The 16,403-nt window shown below is 73.5% G+C and carries 13 protein-coding genes and 2 pseudogenes; 12 read left to right on the top strand and 3 right to left on the bottom strand.

What is annotated here, in order from left to right:
- The first annotated feature begins 10 nt into the window (after window positions 1-10).
- From HCK00_RS03285 to HCK00_RS27265, 5 genes and pseudogenes are all read left to right on the top strand, one after another.
- On the top strand, window positions 11-1,006 hold the full coding sequence (locus HCK00_RS03285; RefSeq protein ID WP_168100201.1) for a zinc-dependent alcohol dehydrogenase: 996 nt from the start codon (window positions 11-13) through the stop codon (window positions 1,004-1,006).
- Window positions 1,007-1,234: 228 nt separating this feature from the next.
- Window positions 1,235-1,633, top strand: a complete 399-nt coding sequence (locus HCK00_RS03280) for a 6-pyruvoyl trahydropterin synthase family protein (protein ID WP_168100200.1) — start codon at window positions 1,235-1,237, stop codon at window positions 1,631-1,633.
- 38 nt (window positions 1,634-1,671) lie between these two features.
- Window positions 1,672-2,907: a glycosyltransferase family 4 protein gene (locus HCK00_RS03275; RefSeq protein WP_168100199.1), complete on the top strand. Its 1,236-nt coding sequence runs from the start codon at window positions 1,672-1,674 to the stop codon at window positions 2,905-2,907.
- Complete coding sequence (locus HCK00_RS27270; RefSeq protein ID WP_240965189.1) at window positions 2,904-4,010, top strand: class I SAM-dependent methyltransferase; 1,107 nt, start codon at window positions 2,904-2,906, stop codon at window positions 4,008-4,010. Before HCK00_RS03275 ends, HCK00_RS27270 begins: the two co-directional genes overlap by 4 nt.
- A pseudogene (locus HCK00_RS27265) lies at window positions 3,935-4,936 on the top strand (lysylphosphatidylglycerol synthase transmembrane domain-containing protein); the annotation flags it as partial. The gene HCK00_RS27270 and the pseudogene HCK00_RS27265, both read left to right, overlap by 76 nt.
- Here the strand turns inward: HCK00_RS27265 and HCK00_RS27260 are convergent.
- A complete protein-coding gene (locus HCK00_RS27260; protein WP_311765138.1) occupies window positions 4,835-5,866 on the bottom strand; it encodes a RibD family protein in 1,032 nt (343 codons plus the stop codon). The pseudogene HCK00_RS27265 and the gene HCK00_RS27260 overlap by 102 nt on opposite strands.
- A 176-nt stretch (window positions 5,867-6,042) precedes the next feature.
- Window positions 6,043-6,810, bottom strand: a pseudogene (locus HCK00_RS03265) (creatininase family protein); the annotation flags it as partial.
- A 218-nt stretch (window positions 6,811-7,028) separates the two neighbouring features.
- Here HCK00_RS03265 and ribA point away from each other — a divergent pair.
- From ribA to HCK00_RS03250, 4 genes are all read left to right on the top strand, one after another.
- Window positions 7,029-7,688 (top strand): GTP cyclohydrolase II, encoded by a 660-nt coding sequence (gene ribA, locus HCK00_RS03260; protein ID WP_168100196.1) that lies wholly within the window; start codon window positions 7,029-7,031, stop codon window positions 7,686-7,688.
- A gap of 1,160 nt (window positions 7,689-8,848) precedes the next feature.
- Window positions 8,849-9,334, top strand: a complete 486-nt coding sequence (locus tag HCK00_RS27255) for a helix-turn-helix transcriptional regulator (RefSeq protein WP_240965188.1) — start codon at window positions 8,849-8,851, stop codon at window positions 9,332-9,334.
- 142 nt (window positions 9,335-9,476) lie between these two features.
- Entirely contained in the window at window positions 9,477-9,764 is a 288-nt protein-coding gene (locus tag HCK00_RS27250; protein ID WP_240965187.1) for a hypothetical protein, read from the top strand.
- Between the two features lie 538 nt (window positions 9,765-10,302).
- A complete protein-coding gene (locus HCK00_RS03250; RefSeq protein WP_168100195.1) occupies window positions 10,303-11,865 on the top strand; it encodes a right-handed parallel beta-helix repeat-containing protein in 1,563 nt (520 codons plus the stop codon).
- A 301-nt stretch (window positions 11,866-12,166) separates the two neighbouring features.
- Here HCK00_RS03250 and xynA read toward each other — a convergent pair whose 3' ends face one another.
- The gene (xynA, locus tag HCK00_RS03245) at window positions 12,167-12,856 is read right to left on the bottom strand and encodes an endo-1,4-beta-xylanase XynA (RefSeq protein ID WP_168100194.1); all 690 of its coding nucleotides are present in this window, start codon (window positions 12,854-12,856) and stop codon (window positions 12,167-12,169) included.
- An 817-nt stretch (window positions 12,857-13,673) separates the two neighbouring features.
- On the opposite strand from xynA, the gene HCK00_RS03240 reads away from it, so the two are divergent.
- The 3 genes from HCK00_RS03240 (at window position 13,674) to HCK00_RS03230 (ending at window position 16,396) form a co-directional block, all read left to right on the top strand.
- The gene (locus HCK00_RS03240; RefSeq protein ID WP_168100193.1) at window positions 13,674-14,282 is read left to right on the top strand and encodes a superoxide dismutase; all 609 of its coding nucleotides are present in this window, start codon (window positions 13,674-13,676) and stop codon (window positions 14,280-14,282) included.
- Between the two features lie 289 nt (window positions 14,283-14,571).
- Window positions 14,572-14,946: an SH3 domain-containing protein gene (locus tag HCK00_RS03235; RefSeq protein WP_168100192.1), complete on the top strand. Its 375-nt coding sequence runs from the start codon at window positions 14,572-14,574 to the stop codon at window positions 14,944-14,946.
- Between the two features lie 508 nt (window positions 14,947-15,454).
- Complete coding sequence (locus HCK00_RS03230; protein ID WP_168100191.1) at window positions 15,455-16,396, top strand: hypothetical protein; 942 nt, start codon at window positions 15,455-15,457, stop codon at window positions 16,394-16,396.
- The last annotated feature ends 7 nt before the right edge of the window (window positions 16,397-16,403 follow it).

Genomic DNA, 16,403 nt, shown 5'->3' with positions numbered 1-16,403 from the left:
AGGACGCACGATGCATCCCCGTTCCGCCCGGGCCTTCTGGGTCACCTCCCCCGGCCGCGGCGAGATCCGCGGCGCCGCCCTGGACCCGCCGGGCGACGGCGAGGTGCTGGTGCGCGCGCTGTACTCGGGGGTGAGCCGGGGCACGGAGAGCCTGGTCCTCCGCGGCGGCGTGCCGGAGAGCCAGTACCGGGCGATGCGCGCGCCGTTCCAGGAGGGCGAGTTCCCCGGCCCGGTCAAGTACGGCTATCTGAGTGTCGGGGTGGTGGAGGAGGGACCGGAGCGGCTGCTGGGCCGCACGGTGTTCTGCCTCCATCCGCACCAGACGCGGTACGTCGTCCCGGAGAGCGCCGTGACGCCGGTACCGGAGGGCGTGCCGGCCGCCCGGGCCGTGCTGGCGGGGACGGTGGAGACGGCGGTGAACGCGCTGTGGGACGCCCCGCCGCTGATCGGCGACCGGATCGCCGTCGTGGGGGCGGGGATGATCGGTGGTTCGGTCGCCGCGCTGCTGGCCCGCTTCCCCGGGGTGCGGGTGCAGCTCGTGGACGCGGACCCGGGGCGGGCGGCGGTCGCCGGGGCGCTCGGCGTGGACTTCGCGCTGCCGGCGGACGCCCTCGGCGACTGCGACCTCGTCGTGCACGCCAGCGCCAGTGAGGCCGGGCTCGCGCGCTGCCTGGAACTCCTCGCCCCGGAGGGCACGGTGCTGGAGCTGAGCTGGTACGGGGACCGGCGGGTCTCCGTGCCGCTCGGGGAGGCGTTCCACTCCGGGCGGCTGGTGCTCCGCGGCAGCCAGGTGGGGACCGTCGCACCGGCCCGGCGGTCCAGCCGCGGTTACGCCGACCGGCTCGCGCTCTCCCTGGACCTGCTCGCCGACCCCGTCTTCGACGCGCTCGTCACCGGCGAGTGCGGCTTCGACGAACTCCCCTCGGTGCTGCCCCGGATCGCCGCCGGGGAACTGCCGGGCCTCTGCCACCGCGTGCGCTACGACCCGCCGGGGGACGGCGCCTGACCGCCCGCGGCCGGGACGCGCGGGGCCGGCCCGGCCGCTCCGGTGGTGCGGGAGGACGGGAGCCCCACCGGCGACGGCACCACGGCAGCCTCTCCGGAACGCCGCCGAAACCGCTCCGCACTCCTCCTCCCGGGCGGTGAACAGGAGTTACGCTCCGGCCGTACCACAGGGCACGGCCCGGCCCCGGGCCGGCGCCGGCCCCGTCGCGCCCGACCTGGAGGTCCCTCGTTGTTCAGCGTCACCGTCCGCGAGCACATGATGATCGCTCACAGTTTCCGCGGCGAGGTCTTCGGGCCCGCCCAGCGCCTCCACGGAGCGACCTTCCTGGTGGACGCCACCTTCCGGCGGCCGGACCTGGACGCCGACAACATCGTGGTCGACATCGGCCTGGCGACCCGTGAACTGGGCCAGGTGGTCGCCGCGCTGAACTACCGCAACCTCGACGACGAACCCGAGTTCGCCGGCGTCAACACCTCGACGGAGTACCTGGCCAAGGTCATCGCCGACCGGCTCGCCGAGCGCGTGCACGCCGGAGCGCTCGGCGAGGGCGCACGCGGCCTCGGCGCCATCGGCGTCACCCTGCACGAGTCGCATATCGCCTGGGCGAGTTACGAGCGGCCGCTGTGAGCCGCCCGGCTGCCCCTGTGAAGGGCGCGGAGGCCCTGATGAACCCTACGGACACCCCCGTCAAGAACCCCCACCCCGCCTCGGTGCCCGCCGCCCCCGCGGCGGTGGCCACCCCGATCCCCCCGACCGCTCCCGCGGCCGCGACCACGGCGGTCACCGCCCCCGCGCCGCCCACGCCGTCGGTACGGGTGATCCTGCCCGGTGGCGTCGACGACCCGGCGGCGCCGAGCGGCGGCAACGTCTACGACCGCCGGATCTGCCGGGACCTGCCCGCCGCCGGCTGGCGGGTGGCGGAGCACGCCGTCCCCGGGACCTGGCCGCGGCCCGGCACGGCCGCCCGGGAGGAACTCGCCCGCGTGCTGCGGGAGACCCCGGACGGCGCGCCCGTCCTGCTCGACGGGCTCGTCGCCTGCGGCGTCCCCGACATCGTCGTCCCCGAGGCGGCGCGGCTGCGCCTGGCGGTGCTGCTGCACCTGCCGCTCGGCGACGAGACCGGGCTCGCCCCGGAGACCGCCGCCGAGCTGGACGCGGCCGAACGCGACACGCTGCGCTCCGTGGACGTCACCGTGGCCACCAGCCACTGGGCCGCCCAGCGGCTGGTGCGCCACCACGGGCTGGCGCCCTGGCGGGTGCACGTCGCCGCGCCGGGCGCCGACCTCGCGCCCCTCGCGCCGGGCAGCGAGCGGGACGGCGGCCCGCCGCACCTGCTGTGCGTCGCCTCGGTGACGCCACGGAAGGCGCAGCACCGGCTGGTCGAGGCGCTCGCCGCGGTCGCGGACCTGCCGTGGACGTGCACCTGCGTCGGCGGGCTGGACCAGGACCCCGGATATGTCACACGGCTCCGGGAGCTGATCGCGGAACACGGCCTGACGGACCGCGTCCGGCTCACCGGCCCGCGCCGGGGCGAGGAGCTGGAGGCGAGCTACGCCGCGGCCGACCTCACCGTCCTCACCTCACAGGCCGAGACCTACGGCATGGCCGTCACGGAGGCGCTCGCCCACGGCGTGCCCGTGCTGGCGACGGCCGTCGGCGGGGTGCGCGAGGCGGTGGGCCTGGCGCCCGACGGCAGCGTGCCCGGCGCCCTCGTGCCCGCGGGCGACACCCCGGTCCTCGCCGCCGCGCTGCGGCGCTGGCTCTCCGGGCCCGACGTCCGGGAGCGGTGGCGGGCGGCCGCCCTGCAACGGCGCACCGCGCTCGCCGGCTGGGACACGACCTCGCGGAGCCTGGCCGACGCGCTGGCCCAGCTCCGCCCCGGACCGAGGGGGACGGCATGACGGAGACGAGCAGGGGGACCGGCGCGGGGACCGGGACCCCGCACCCCGACGCCGCCGGCCCCGGCACCACCGCCCCCGGCGCCACCGGCCACGGTCGCGCCACCACCGGGGATCCCGGCACCGGACCCGCCGTGGATCCCGCGCGCGCCGCGGCTGCCCCGTCCGGGGCGGACGCCACCCCCACCGGTGACACCTCGCCCGAGCCCCCCGCCCGCTACGCCCCCGAGTGGCTGGCCCTGCGGGAGAGCGCCGATGCCGCGGCCCGCAACCCGGACCTCCTCACCCCGCTGCGGCGGTACCTCACCGGCTCCGGCGGCGGCTCCGGCACCACGCCGGCCACGCCGGCCGCAGAGGCGGCCACGGCACCCCTCTCCCCCGACGGCCTGGTCGTCCGCGACCTCGGCTGCGGCACCGGCTCCATGGCACGCTGGCTCGCCCCGCGCCTGACGGGCCGTCAGTCCTGGATCCTCCACGACCACGACCCGATCCTGCTGGCCCTGGCCGTCGCCCGGATGCCGGAGGCGGCGGCCGACGGCGCCCCGGTCCGGGCGGCTGCCCGGCGCGGCGACATCTCCCGGCTGACCGCCGAGACTCTGGCCGGCACCTCGCTGGTCACCGCCTCCGCCCTGCTGGACCTGCTGACCCGGGAGGAGGTGGCGGCCCTGGCCGCCGCCTGTGCGGGCGCCCGCTGCCCGGCGCTGCTGGCGCTCTCCGTCGCCGGCCGGGTGGCGTTCGACCCGGCCGACCCCCTGGACGGGGACCTCGCGGAGGCGTTCAACGCCCACCAGCGCCGCACCGTGGACGGCCGCCGGCTGCTCGGCCCGGACGCCGTCGAGGTGGCCGTGGAGGAGTTCGCGCGCCACGGCATGACGGTGCGGACGGCCCCGAGCCCGTGGCATCTCGTCCCCGGTGGCTACGGTGCCGCGCTGGCCGCCGAATGGCTGCGGGGCTGGGTCGGCGCCGCCCGCGAGCAGCGGCCGGAGCCGGCGGCGGAGGCCGAGGCGTATCTGGAGCGGCGCCTGGCGCAGTGCGCGGCGGACGAGCTGCGGGTGACGGTCCACCACACCGACCTGCTGGCGCTGCCGCCCGGGGAGACGCCGTGACGGCGACGGGCCGCGCGCGGCTGGGGGCGCTCGGCGGGGCCGCGGTGCTCGCGGTGCTGCTGTGGCAGCTGGGCACCGGCGCGTTCGTGGACGGGGTGCGCCGGCTCGACGCGCCGGTGCTGCTGGCCGCGCTGGGCCTGGGGCTGCTGACCACGGTGTGCAGCGCGTGGCGGTGGTGCCTGGTCGCGCGCGGTCTGGGCATCCGGCTGCCGTTCGGCCGGGCCGTCACCGACTACTACCGCTCCCTGTTCCTCAACGCGGCGCTGCCCGGCGGCGTCCTCGGCGATGTGCACCGCGCGGTCTCGCACGGGCGCAGCTCCGGCGACGTCGGCCGGGGCGTCCGGGCGGTGGTCCTCGAACGGCTCGCCGGGCAGGGCGTGCTCGTCGCGGCCGGAGTGGTCTTCCTCCTCGTCCTGCCGTCCCCGGTGCCCGCGGCGCTGGACGGCGCGGCCGGCCGGCTCGGCGCTTCACCGGGCACCGTGCTGGTCCTCGCCGTGGCGGCCGGGGCTGCGGCCTTCGCCGTGGTGCGGCTGCGGCGCGGGCCACGGGGCGAGCGCCGGCTGCGCGCCGTGCGCGCCCTGCTGGGCGAGGCCCGGCGGGCGCTGCTCTCCCGCCGCAACGGCCCCGGGGTCGCGCTCTCCTCGGCCGTGGTGCTGACGGGTTATCTGGCGATGTTCCTGCTCGCCGCGCGCGCCGCCGGGGCCACCGCCCCGGCGGCCGAGCTGCTTCCGCTGCTCGTCCTGGCGCTGCTCGCCATGGCGCTACCGCTGAACGTGGCGGGCTGGGGCCCCCGGGAGGGCGTCACCGCCTGGGCGTTCGGCGTCTCAGGGCTGGGCGCTGCCCAGGGGCTGACCGTCGCGGTGGTGTACGGGCTGCTCAGCCTCACCGCCAGCCTGCCCGGTGTGCTGGTGCTCCTCGTCCGCTGGGGTGCCGGGCTGCGCCGCCCGCAGGTCGAGTTCGAAGAGGGTGTCCACGCCGAGACGGGCGCGGCGGACCGGGGGCCGGAGCGCGTCCCGCATCCGCTCCGGGCCCGGGAAGCGCAGCCCGGGCACGCCGTCGCCGAGCAGCACGGGCGCGACGGTGACGTAGAGCCGGTCGAGCGCGTCCTCGTGGAGGAAGCGGGAGACCGTGACGCCGCCGCCCTCGACGAGGACCCGGCCGAGCCCGCGCCGGGCGAGCGTCCGCACGAGGTTGCGCGGGGCGAACGCGGCCCGGTCCGGGAGGACCAGCACCTCCACGCCCTCCGCGAGCCCGCGGGCCCCGCCGTCCGGCGCGCCGTCCCCGGCCGCGCCCGCACCGGCCTCACCACCGTCGGCGGGTTCTTCCGCGTCCCCGGCCGGCGACCGGCGCTCCTCCCCCGGGCCGCCGCCGTCCCCGGCCGGGCCGACCACCCACAGGGTGGGTGCCGCCCCGTCGGTGAACACCCGCAGCCCGGGGCGTACCCGGCGGTGCGGGTCGAGGACGACGCGCACCGGGTGGGCGCCGGAGCAGGCGCGGACGGTCAGCCGGGGGTCGTCCGCCGCGGCCGTGCCGGCGCCGACGAGGACCGCGTCGGCGAGCGCGCGCATCCGGTGCAGATGGGCCCGGTCCTCCTCACCGGTGACATAGTCGGCGTCGCCGGTACGGCTCGCGATGAACCCGTCGAGGCTCTGCCCGAGCTGGGCGAACGTCAGCCGTGGACCGGCCAGGCACAGCGGCAGGTAGCGGCCGGCCAGCTCCTGCGCCGCGGACGAGGCGCCCTCCTCCTCCCGCCACCGCCAGGGCCCGCCGGCACCCCGGACGAGACCGGCGGCGCGGGCCTCCGTCTCGGTGCGGACGGACCGCAGCCGGTCCCAGGCCGCTGATGCGCCGAGCACACCGGCCGGGCGCGCCACGCCGCTCACCGCGTCCCCCGCCCGGCGTCCACGGAGGCCGGCGCCGCGCCGGGCCCGGGTGAGCCGGGCCGGCCGTGCGGGCCGCCGGCCGCGGCCGTGGTCCGGCCGAGGGCCGCCGGCGCCGCGGAGGTTCCGTGCCCGGCTTCCGCTGGTTCCGCGGCCTTCCCGGCTTCCGCGGCTTCGACTGTTTCCCCGGCGAACAGCGCGAGACAGTCGGCGAAGGAATCCACCAGACCGGCGAGCAATTTCCTTCCCTTTTCCGCGGAGGCCAGTGACGGCCGGCCGATCACTCCGGATTCCGTATAGGGCCGCATACCGAGAGTGAGCAAATGCCGCCGTTCGTCGGCGAGGTGATCGGCGGTCTCATATCCAGGACGGAGGAGTTCGGGTTGGTCGTGCAGCAGGATGGACGTCTCCACTTCCCCGGCGTGCATATCACTGCGCGAGGAGGTGCGGATCTCCGCCCCCTTCCGCGCCGCGTCCCAGTCCTCCGGGCCGGGGAAAAGCGCCATCCGCGTTCCGCTTCCGGCCGACTCCTGGACGACATTGCGCAGGACGTAGTTTCCCCCGTGGCCGTTGACCAGGACGAGACCGCGCACGCCGGAACGGCGCAGCGAGGCCGCGACATCCGCCACCACCGCACAGAGGGTCGCCGCCGACAGGCTCACCGTGCCGGGCCAGCCGGCGTGCTCGTGGGAGCAGGAGAGCGTGATCGGCGGCAGGCACTGCACCGGGTACACGGCGGCCAGCTCCCGGGCGACGGCGCAGGCCACGACGGTGTCCGTGACCAGCGGCAGATACGGCCCGTGCTGCTCGAAGCTCCCCACGGGCAGCAGGGCGACGGCCGCGCCCGCGGCCCGTACGTCCTCCGTGGTGTCCGCCGGCAGCAGGCCGGAGGCCGGCAGCCGCTTACCCGAACGCGTCATCCCCTGATCCCCTCTCACTTACCCCCGCGCACCGCGCGATCGCGGCACACGACCGGAACGCCGATGCGTGCACGGGGCTGTTCCGCACGGATCAACAAGAGCAGACTACGCGGAAAAGATCCACCCGGGGCGGCGAATCGGCGTCCCTGCGGGACCGATTGACACTTTCCCCCCGCTTTTCCGTACCAACGCGAGAGACCGACCGTTAGGATTGAACCATGACAGATAGTGATGTCGCTTACCGTGACGGCACTTCCATCGCATCCGGCGTGGAGCGCGTGGCGCAAGTCCGGCTCTCCACGGAGCACGGCGAATTCCTCGCCGTCGGCTATCTGGACCGCATCCGCGGCGACGAGCAAATAGCGCTGGTCCATGGTGACGTCGAGGGTGAGGGAACCCTCACCCGGCTCCATTCGGAGTGCCTCACCGGCGACGCCTTCGGTTCCCGGCACTGCGAGTGCGGCGACCAGCTCGGCGCCGCCCTGCGGGCCATCGTGCACGAGGGCCGCGGCGTTCTGGTCTACCTCCAGGGTCACGAGGGCCGGGGCATCGGGCTGCTGGCCAAACTGCGGGCGATGGCCCTGCAGGCCGAAGGGCTCGACACGGTCGAGGCCAACCTCGCCCTGGGCCTCCCGGCCGACGCCCGCGACTACCGCGTGGCCGCGGACATCCTGCACGACCTGGGCGTCCGTTCGGTGCGCCTGATGTCCAACAACCCCCTCAAGCGGGAGGCGCTGGTGCGCCACGGCATCGCCATCACCGAGCAGGTCCCGCTGCTCATCGAGCCGCGCGAGGAGAACCTCGCCTACCTGGTGGCCAAGCGTGAGCGGTTCGGTCACGACCTGCCCCACCTGGAGGCCGCCGCCAAGCCTTCCTGAGCAGGCACCCCGCCGGTGGCACGGCGCACGCGGACCGGGCGGAGCCGGCCGGGCCGCCGGGAACGCGGGACCGCCGCGGCGGAAAGACGTGACGCACGGGAGGGAGGGCGCCGGGAGAGAAGGGAAAGGGCACCTGCGGTACGGACCCGGACGGGCCGCCCGGCGGTGACGCCGGCGCACCGTCCGGGACCGCGTTCCGCGCGCCCGGCGGCCACGCCCCCGCCGCCCCGGCGCCACCTCCCCCGCTCCCGCCCCCTCCGGCTCACGCCCCCGGGCCCCTTCCGCGTCCCCCTCCCACTTCCCGCTCCCCGCTTCCCGCCCGCGGGACCCGGCCTCCACCGGGCTCCGAACCGCCCGGGCGAGTTCACGCCCGGGCGGAACGACGCTCGCCACGCCCACGCGCCGCGCTGCCGCCGGGGCCCTGTGACCCCCTTGCGGAACACCCTCGGCTTCCCCGACCCCTTCGCCCTCCCCTCCCTACCGGCGGGCATACGTCCGCACGTTGCGGGAAGCCCAGGCTCTCCGCACCCCCACGCCATACACAGGGGCACCAACGCGCACTTCTGACCGCCGTCAGCCATCTGGAGTAAGGTTCCCGTGTCGGAGCGTGACCGCTCCCGCACGGGAACGATTCGGCCTGCCCGGATCCCTGCGCGTGACATCGGCACCAGAGGAACGGCATCTTCCGTGCTCTATGCCCACCCCCAGCACTCCACGCCCATGACCTCCACGGCCGGGCACCACCCTCTCGGCGGGCCGGCCCGCCGCCCGAGCCGGGACCAGGGGCGGTGACCCAGTGGTCGGTCGTGAACTCAAGCCGTCGGAGCATCCGAAGAAAGAGGTCCGGCGAGTACTGGAGAAGTGGGCCGCGCGCGGCTGGTCACTCCACCAGGACGGCCACTGGGGCCGGCTCTACTGCCCCTGCGGCGCACGGTGCACCGCCATCCCTGTCTCGGGCACGCCGCAGAACGCGGGTACGCACGCCCGCAGGATCGACCGTTTGGCGTCCCGCTGCCCCCTGCCGTCCGACGACCCGGGGCGCAGCCTCACGGGACGGGATCGCGATTAGTAGCAGTAATTTATGTCAGCTTTTGCCCAGGTTTTCCTGTTGACGGATGACAACAGCTCTGCGAAGGTGAGGACCGGACTAGGGGGTCACCATGGACTACGACTTCACCTTTGTCGTTTCGGGAGTCGACGTCGACGACGAGAGTGCCGTCGACGCCCTGCGCGACAACTGTGACGCTCTGCTGGCCAGGGCGGGTGGCCACGATCTGCTGAGCGTCACCTGGTCCGGCCCCTCCGCCCTGGAGGCCGCCATGGCCGCCGTCTCGGCCGTCCGCCGAGCCGTGCCGCGGTTGCGGGTGTGCCGGCTCGACCGGGACCTGGTCGGGGTTCACGAGATCGCGGACCGCACCGGGCGGTCGCGGCAGAACGTCAGCCAGTGGATCGCCGGCACCCGGAAGTCCCGGGAAGAGCCCTTCCCCCCGGCCGAGGGCACGGTCGGCCGTTCGCTTGTCTGGACCTGGAGCGAGGTCAACCGCTGGCTCGCGCTCCACGGACTCGACGACGGCGCCGTCCACCCCAGCCGCGAAGAGGCGACCGAGATCGACTTCGCTTTGAGCAAGCACCTGGCCCCCCCTTGAATTCCGGTCGGCGGACACGCCCGGCTTCGAGGAGGGCCGCGGCAAGGTCATCGCCGAGCTGCGCAACCAGGCTCCCCAGAGGATCGCCTGCTTCCTCTCCGGCCTCGATCACACCACGAGCGCCACCGGAAACCACGTACTCATGGTGGCCGACCAGCACGAGCCTGCCCGCGGCGTGATGGAATTCGTGTCGCGCGTCGGCCATGACGTCATTCTCGTCACCCTGATCGACCAGCTCTCCGCCACGGTCCTGTCCACGCGCCCGCCCGAGGGCCCGCGGGAGGTCGTCACCGTGGCGGAAACCGCGACGGTCGGCGCGTGGCTGCGGATGGTTCAGGAAAAGCCGCAGGCCGCTTTCACCCTGGAGAACGCCGAGCAGGCTCGGGAGGCGCCGGCTCCCATCCGCCGCCGTATGGCCGTCGCCGCCTAGGGCCGGGCCACCCGGGCCGGGACCGACCGGTGAGTGGCCGTGAGCGGCCTGGGCTCGGCGGAGTCGGCCGTAATCCTCCGTTCTCAGGCCGGAGTTCCCGGCCGGGCGGCCGCGCCCGGCCCGCACGCGGCGAGTTCTCCGGGGCCCGTCACCGGACCGCCCCCGCGTGCGGAAAACGCTGACGCATTCCCGGGGCTGACGGAAGAAATGTCTTCATCTCTTCATCGAATAAGGAGAGATCAGCCGCGCGCCCTGTCAAGTCGTCGTCCCGGCCGATTCCTTCACTGCTCCAGGAGAGTGAACTCCGGCTGTAGGCATTGAAATCCCTTCCCGAAGAGGCGTGATTGGTAGCAGCCTCATCGGCCTCGGCGGAACGATCCGGGGGGATTCCGCCCGCGCACCATTCCACGGGCCGCAACCGAAGGAGGAAAGCGGCGATATGACAATGCTTTCAGGAACAAGGTGCCTCATCCCGCGACGGCGGGACCGGAAGGCCGGCCGATATCATCGGCAGGGGAAACCCCGGGGATCGCTGAGCGTGGTGGCGGTGCTGGCGCTCGTCGTCGGCGCGGTGCTGGTGCCGGCCCCGTCGGCGAACGCCGCCACCATCACGGTGTGCGCCTCCGGTTGTGACTACACCACGATCTCGGCCGCGATCACCGCGGCGAGCGCCGGCGACACGATCACCGTGGGCCCGGGCACGTACAACGAGCAGATCACCATCGACAAGTCGCTGACGGTGCGGGGCGCGCAGGCGGGTGTGGATCCCTCCCCCACCGGCCGGCCCGGTGGCGAGTCCACCATCAGCAGCACCTACGCGGTGACCATCGCCGCGAACAACGTGGTCTTCACGGGCTTCGAGGTCCGGGACTTCCGCCAGGGCGTCCGCTCCACCGGCACCTGGAGCAACATCGAGATCTCGTACAACTGGATCCACGAGCCGACCACCACCACGGACCTTCTCGGCATCCTGCTCGAGCCGGCGCTGCTGACGGGTGTGACGATCACCCACAACATCGTTCACACCGAGGAGACCGGCGACTCGCTCGCCGCGATCGGTATCTCCTCCTCCGGCCCGACCCCCGAGATCGACGACCTCGAGATCTCGTACAACGACATCGGGAACTCCCTCTACGGCCTCTTCGACGGCGCCGATCCCGCGGTCTACAAAATCAACGGCTTCTCGCTGACCGGGAATTACTTCCACGACAACGAGTCGAACCTCAACATCGGGAACATCCTCAACGGAACCGTCACCGGCAATGTCTTCGCGGACATCGGCGGCAGCATCGGCATCGACACCGGCACGATTTCCGGGAACTCGTTCATCGACGGCGGGAACCTCAGCCTCTGGGGCACGGAGTTCGGCTTCTGGCGGCCCTCCCGGAACCTCGTCGTGGAACACAACGACTTCACCGACGAGGTGTTCGGCCGCGGCCTGCGGGTCCGTTCGGGGGCGATCGCGTCCACCATCACCGTGCGGGCGAACGCCTTCCGCGACTCGGGCATCCCGCCGTCCGGCGACCCCGACAACGATCCCACCGGGTACATCCTGCTCAACCAGGGAACCGGCACGCTCAACGCCGCCTACAACTGGTGGGGCAGCGCGTCCGGGCCGGCCGGCAACACCGGTGGCATCTCCGGTTCCGTCATCACCGCTCCGTGGATCGCCTCGTTCGTGAACGATCCGGCCAAGGGAGCGCCGACCACCTGGCCGCTGACCACCCTGGGGCTCACCGGCCCGGTCGGGTTCTGGCCGCTGGTGGCGACGCGGACCACCATCGTCTCGAAGTCGCCGAGCCGGACCGTCGTCGGGCAGCCGGCGACCTTCACCGGCACGGTGAGCCCCAACGGGCTCGGCGGCGTCACCTCGAACCTGCCGGTCCTTCCCGGCCAGGTCACGGTGACCGACGGCGTGGCGAGCTGCACCGACACCACTCTCACCGCCACCGCGACCCTCAACGTCTACCAGTTCAGCTGCACCCTGGTGCCGACGCGGGCGGGGCTGCGGCTCTTCACGGCGACCTACAAGGACACCTCGGTGGACTCGTTCTACCGTTCCTCCTCCAGCACCCTCCGGACACAGGTCTACCTGCCCTGACGGGCCCGGAGCACCTCAGGCCGGGGCGGTGCGGAGTCCAGGGCAGCGCTCCGTACCGGCCCGGGCCGGGGGACGCCGGTGCCGGCCGCGTCCACGCGGCCGGCACCGGCCGGTTCCGGCGGAACCGCCCGCGGTGTGCGGGCACCCGCCCCCACACGGCACCGCCGAGGAAGGCCCCCGCGTGGCGGGGGCCTTCCACTGCGCGCGGCCCCGGGACGCCGGTCTCCGGGACGGGGCACGGTGATCGTCCAGGGGGCCCGCCCCGGCCGGGGCGGACCTCACCGGCGACGGGGCCGGTGCCTCAGCTCACGTTGAGGCTGGAGTTCCCGCTGCTCTGGTAGCCCTCGGTGGCGAGAACCATGTAGTAGCGGAAGTCACCCATCGGCATCCCGGCCCGGGACCACGCGTCGAAGTGGGTTCCGGTGGTGATGGTGCCGCCGACCTTCTTCTGCTGGCGGACGCTCCAGTACTGGTTGAAGGTCTTGGTGCCCTCGACGGAGGGCGCGTTGTACCGCGTCGTCTGGTAGATGTCGTACGTGCCGCCGTCGCTGCTGACCGTGCCGCGGTGCTGGCCGGTGGGCCGGTAGTTGCCCCAGCTGTCGACGATGTAGTACTCGACGAGCGGGTTCGAGGTCCAGCCGTAGAGGCAGAGGTAGCCGTTGCCGGACGGGTTGAAGCTGCCGGAGTAGCTCACCGTCCTGCGGCTGCCGTTGCTCCAGCCCTTGCCGCAGACGAAGTTGCCGCAGTTGGTCCACTGGGTCCGGTAGCTGCCGCCGTTGGCCAGGGTCATCGAGACCTGCCCGCCGCCGTCGGTCCAGAACGTGTAGTAGTAACCGCCGTTGTTACCGGTCTGGTTGGTGGTGATGGTGGTGTCGGCGTGCGCCGTGCCAGGGAGCACCAGCCCGGAGGCCAGGGCGACGGCTCCGGCACCGGCACCGCCGATCAGGCTCCTGCGGCTCAGCCGGGGACCGGGGGTGTTGTTCTCGTGCATGTGTCCTCCTGGTGGGGGTGACGGAGGCCAGGCAGCGCGCTTCACCCCGGCGGGCCTTGCGGCGGCGAGGGGGACGACGGCCGGAGGCCGGCGCTGTGCGACGCGGCGCGACCCGGCCTGGTCGTGGTGCGGTCGGCACCGGCCGCGTCGCGCGTGTACCTGGAACGACAGTGGTGGAGGTCTGTCGATGCACGACAGTGTTGAACCGGCCCCCTCGGTTGTCAATGGTTTCCGCAAGCATTACGGAACGCCCGCCCCGCTCCCAGCATGCTTTAAGTCAGCGTTAAGCCTGTTCAGAGGGTTGCGCAAGCCGTAGCACACCGGCGCGACCGACTGACGCCTCGGCAGTTCATCGATTTCCGGACGCCAATTACCGGAAAACTTCCGAACCCTTCCGATGTCACGCCCGGACGGCACCGGACCCAGCACGGCGCCGGACGCGACAAGGACCGGACACCCCGGAGCGGCCCGCCATCGGGACCCGGCCGGCGGCCCGTCGGCGAACACCCGGCCGGCGAAGGGCGGCACAGGGCCGGCGGCACACGCAAGGACGGAGACAGGGGCCGCGAGGCGGGGCGGCGAACCGCGCGGGCCGAAGATGCCCGCGGAAGCGGGGCCGGCCGGACCGGCGGCTGCCGGGCGAGAAGACGATCACCTTTGCGGGCAGGAACACGCCGTTCACGGCGTGACCCACCGAAAGCTGACGGGCCGGCCCCGCCTCACCGATGTTGCTGCATTGAATGCGTTGTTGCAAGTTGTTCGCAGAAAAGCCGTAAGGTGTCCCAGGACGATCACTCTCCGGAAGGAGTCACCCTCCATGGGCACCTACGCGCTCCCCGACCTCCCCTACGACTACTCCGCGCTCGCCCCGGCCATCACGCCGGAGATCCTGGAACTGCACCACGCCAAGCACCACGCCGCGTACGTGAAGGGCGCCAACGACACCCTGGAACAGCTCGCGGACGCCCGCGACCAGGACCGCATCACCCCCACCGGCCTGGTGGGCCTGGAGAAGACCTTCGCGTTCAACCTCTCCGGGCACGTGCTGCACTCGATCTTCTGGGAGAACCTGTCCCCCGACGGTGGCGACCGCCCGGAGGGCCCGCTCGCCACCGCCATCGACGAACACCTGGGCGGATTCGAGGCGTTCCGGAAGCAGCTCACCACGGCCACCACCTCGGTGCAGGGCTCGGGCTGGGGCGTGCTGGCCTGGGAACCGCTGGGCCGGCGGCTGATCGTGGAACAGGTCTACGACCACCACGGCAACGTCGGCCAGGGCAGCGTGCCGCTGCTGGTCTTCGACGCCTGGGAGCACGCCTACTACCTGCAGTACAAGAACGTCCGTCCCGATTACGTCACCAAGCTGTGGGACCTGGTCAACTGGGCGGACGTGTCGGCCCGTTACGCGGCCGCGGCCGGCGCCTGAGCACCGTTCCGGGCGGGGCCCCGGTGCGGGGCGGCACGCCGCCCCGCACCGGGGCCCCGCCCCCTCACCGTGTCCCGGACAACGGAGGGACCGGGCCCGGACCTGCCCGGACGCCATCCGGCCTGTCCGGGACACCCCTACCTTGTTGACCAGCGCGGACAGCGCTTCCCAAACTCATGGCGATCTCATCCGCTCCCCGCCGCCGGCCCGCTTCATGGGTGCTCAGGACGGCGTGCGGAGCCCTCCATGACGCGCCCGGCGCGTCCGACGTAACGGAAGAGGATCCGCCATGAGGAATCGTGTGACGTTCGCCGCCTTCGCCCTGGTGGCCACCACGCTGTCAGCCCCGGTCGGCGCCGCGCCGACGGCGTTCGCCGCCGAGCCGCCGAGCGCGGTGCCCGCGGGGATCATGAGCTGTACGCACCCGCACCGCAATGTCGACCCCTCCAGCGGTGAGGCCAAGAACACCGAGGTGCTCCGGCGCAGCGGCCCGCACTCGACCTGCGGCAGCAACCCCGTCCGCAGCGTCGTGCTCGACTACCACTGCTCGACCAACAACGAGTCGGGCAACAAGTGGACCTACGTGACGGTTCGCAGCACCGGCGCCTCCGGCTGGGTCTACAGCGAAAACCTCAAGGACGGCGGGAGCAACTACGAGTGCTGAGCCCCCGCGGGGACGGCGACCGGCGACCGGCGGACGGGACACCCGGGCGGGGACCCCGGCCGCACGGCTGTCCCGCGTGACCTCCCGTCCCAGCCTTCCCGGAAGCCGGCGGCCACGGGGGACGCCGTGACGTGAGTGGCCGGAGAGCGGCACAGGTTTCGGCCTGCCGTTCTCCGGCCACGCGTCGTGCCACCGCGACCGCCGCTCACACCGGGTCCGCCGCTCACACCGGGTCCGCCGTCACCCCCGGGGCGGCCGGGGAAGCAGAGCGGAGGCCCCGCCGGTGGCCGGCCGGTACGCCAGGACGGCCCCGCGCCCCGGCCGGAGACGGAGGGGCCGGCCGGGACGGAGGCGACCCTGGGACCTCACAGGTATCCCGGACCCGTTCCTCGCCCCTAACGTCCCGCTCCGAGGGCACACCACCGGTGCGGCCCCGCCGATCGGAGCGGAACGCGAGCCATGGTGCCCGCGGAGGGGCCGTTCCGATGAGCGTGAGAGACGGGGGATCATGCTGTTCGGCGATCGTTTTCCAGTGGTCCGGGCCGCCAGGGGTACGGCGGCCGTCGCGGCGGCGTTGCTCGCGGTCCTCGGCCTGGCCGGCTGCGCGGTGACCGATTCCGCGGCACCTCATGAACCGGCGGCGAACGAGAGCCGGTTACGGGAACTGACCACCCGTGAGGAGATCCTGGTCGACCGGGCCGAGCAACTGCTCGTGAAGGCATGCATGGAGCGGGCGGGCTTTCGGTTCTGGGTCACGCCCGTGGAGAGCGCCGACCACCGGAAGGGCTCGGGTTTCGTCCTCGACGACGTCCGGTGGGCCCGGGAGTTCGGCTACGGCGGACAGCTCAGGCGGGACGCGGAGAAAGCCCGGCGCGACGGCCCGAACACCACGTACGTGAACGCGCTGACCCCGCGGGAACGCGGCCGTTACCGGGAGACGCTCGACGGCACACCGTCGAAGGGCATGCTGTCCGCCGCTCTGCCCGGGGGCGGCACCGTGGAGACCCCCCGGGAGAGCTGCCAGGCCAGGGCGAAGGACGAACTCTACGGCGACTTCGAGACCTGGTTCCGCGCCGAGAAGGTCGCCACCAATCTCACCCCCCTGTACGTCCCGGACCTCTCCGCGGACAAGCGGTTCACCAGGGCCCTGAGCGCCTGGTCGGCCTGTATGGAACGGAAAGGACGCAGTTACGCCGACCCGTTCGAGGTCCGCGAGGACCTCGGCCGGCTCACCGCGGGCCTGAGTGGCACCGCCGCCCACGGCGTCGAAGTGGACCTCGCGGTGGACGAGGCCGCATGCGCCCGGTCCTCCTCACTGGCCGATACGGCCCGCACGCTGGAGGACGAGTACCGCGCGAGGAAGACCCGCCGCTTCAGCGACGACATCGCCACCTTCCGGCGCATGCGGCTGACGGCGTCGGACCGCGCCCGGGACATCGCGCGCCGGTGACCTGACG

The organism is Streptomyces zingiberis, from assembly GCF_012034935.1.
Taxonomy (GTDB): Bacteria; Actinomycetota; Actinomycetes; order Streptomycetales; family Streptomycetaceae; genus Streptomyces; species Streptomyces zingiberis.
Note: the sequence above shows the minus strand (reverse complement) of the source record. Positions and strands in the feature narration are given on the sequence as shown.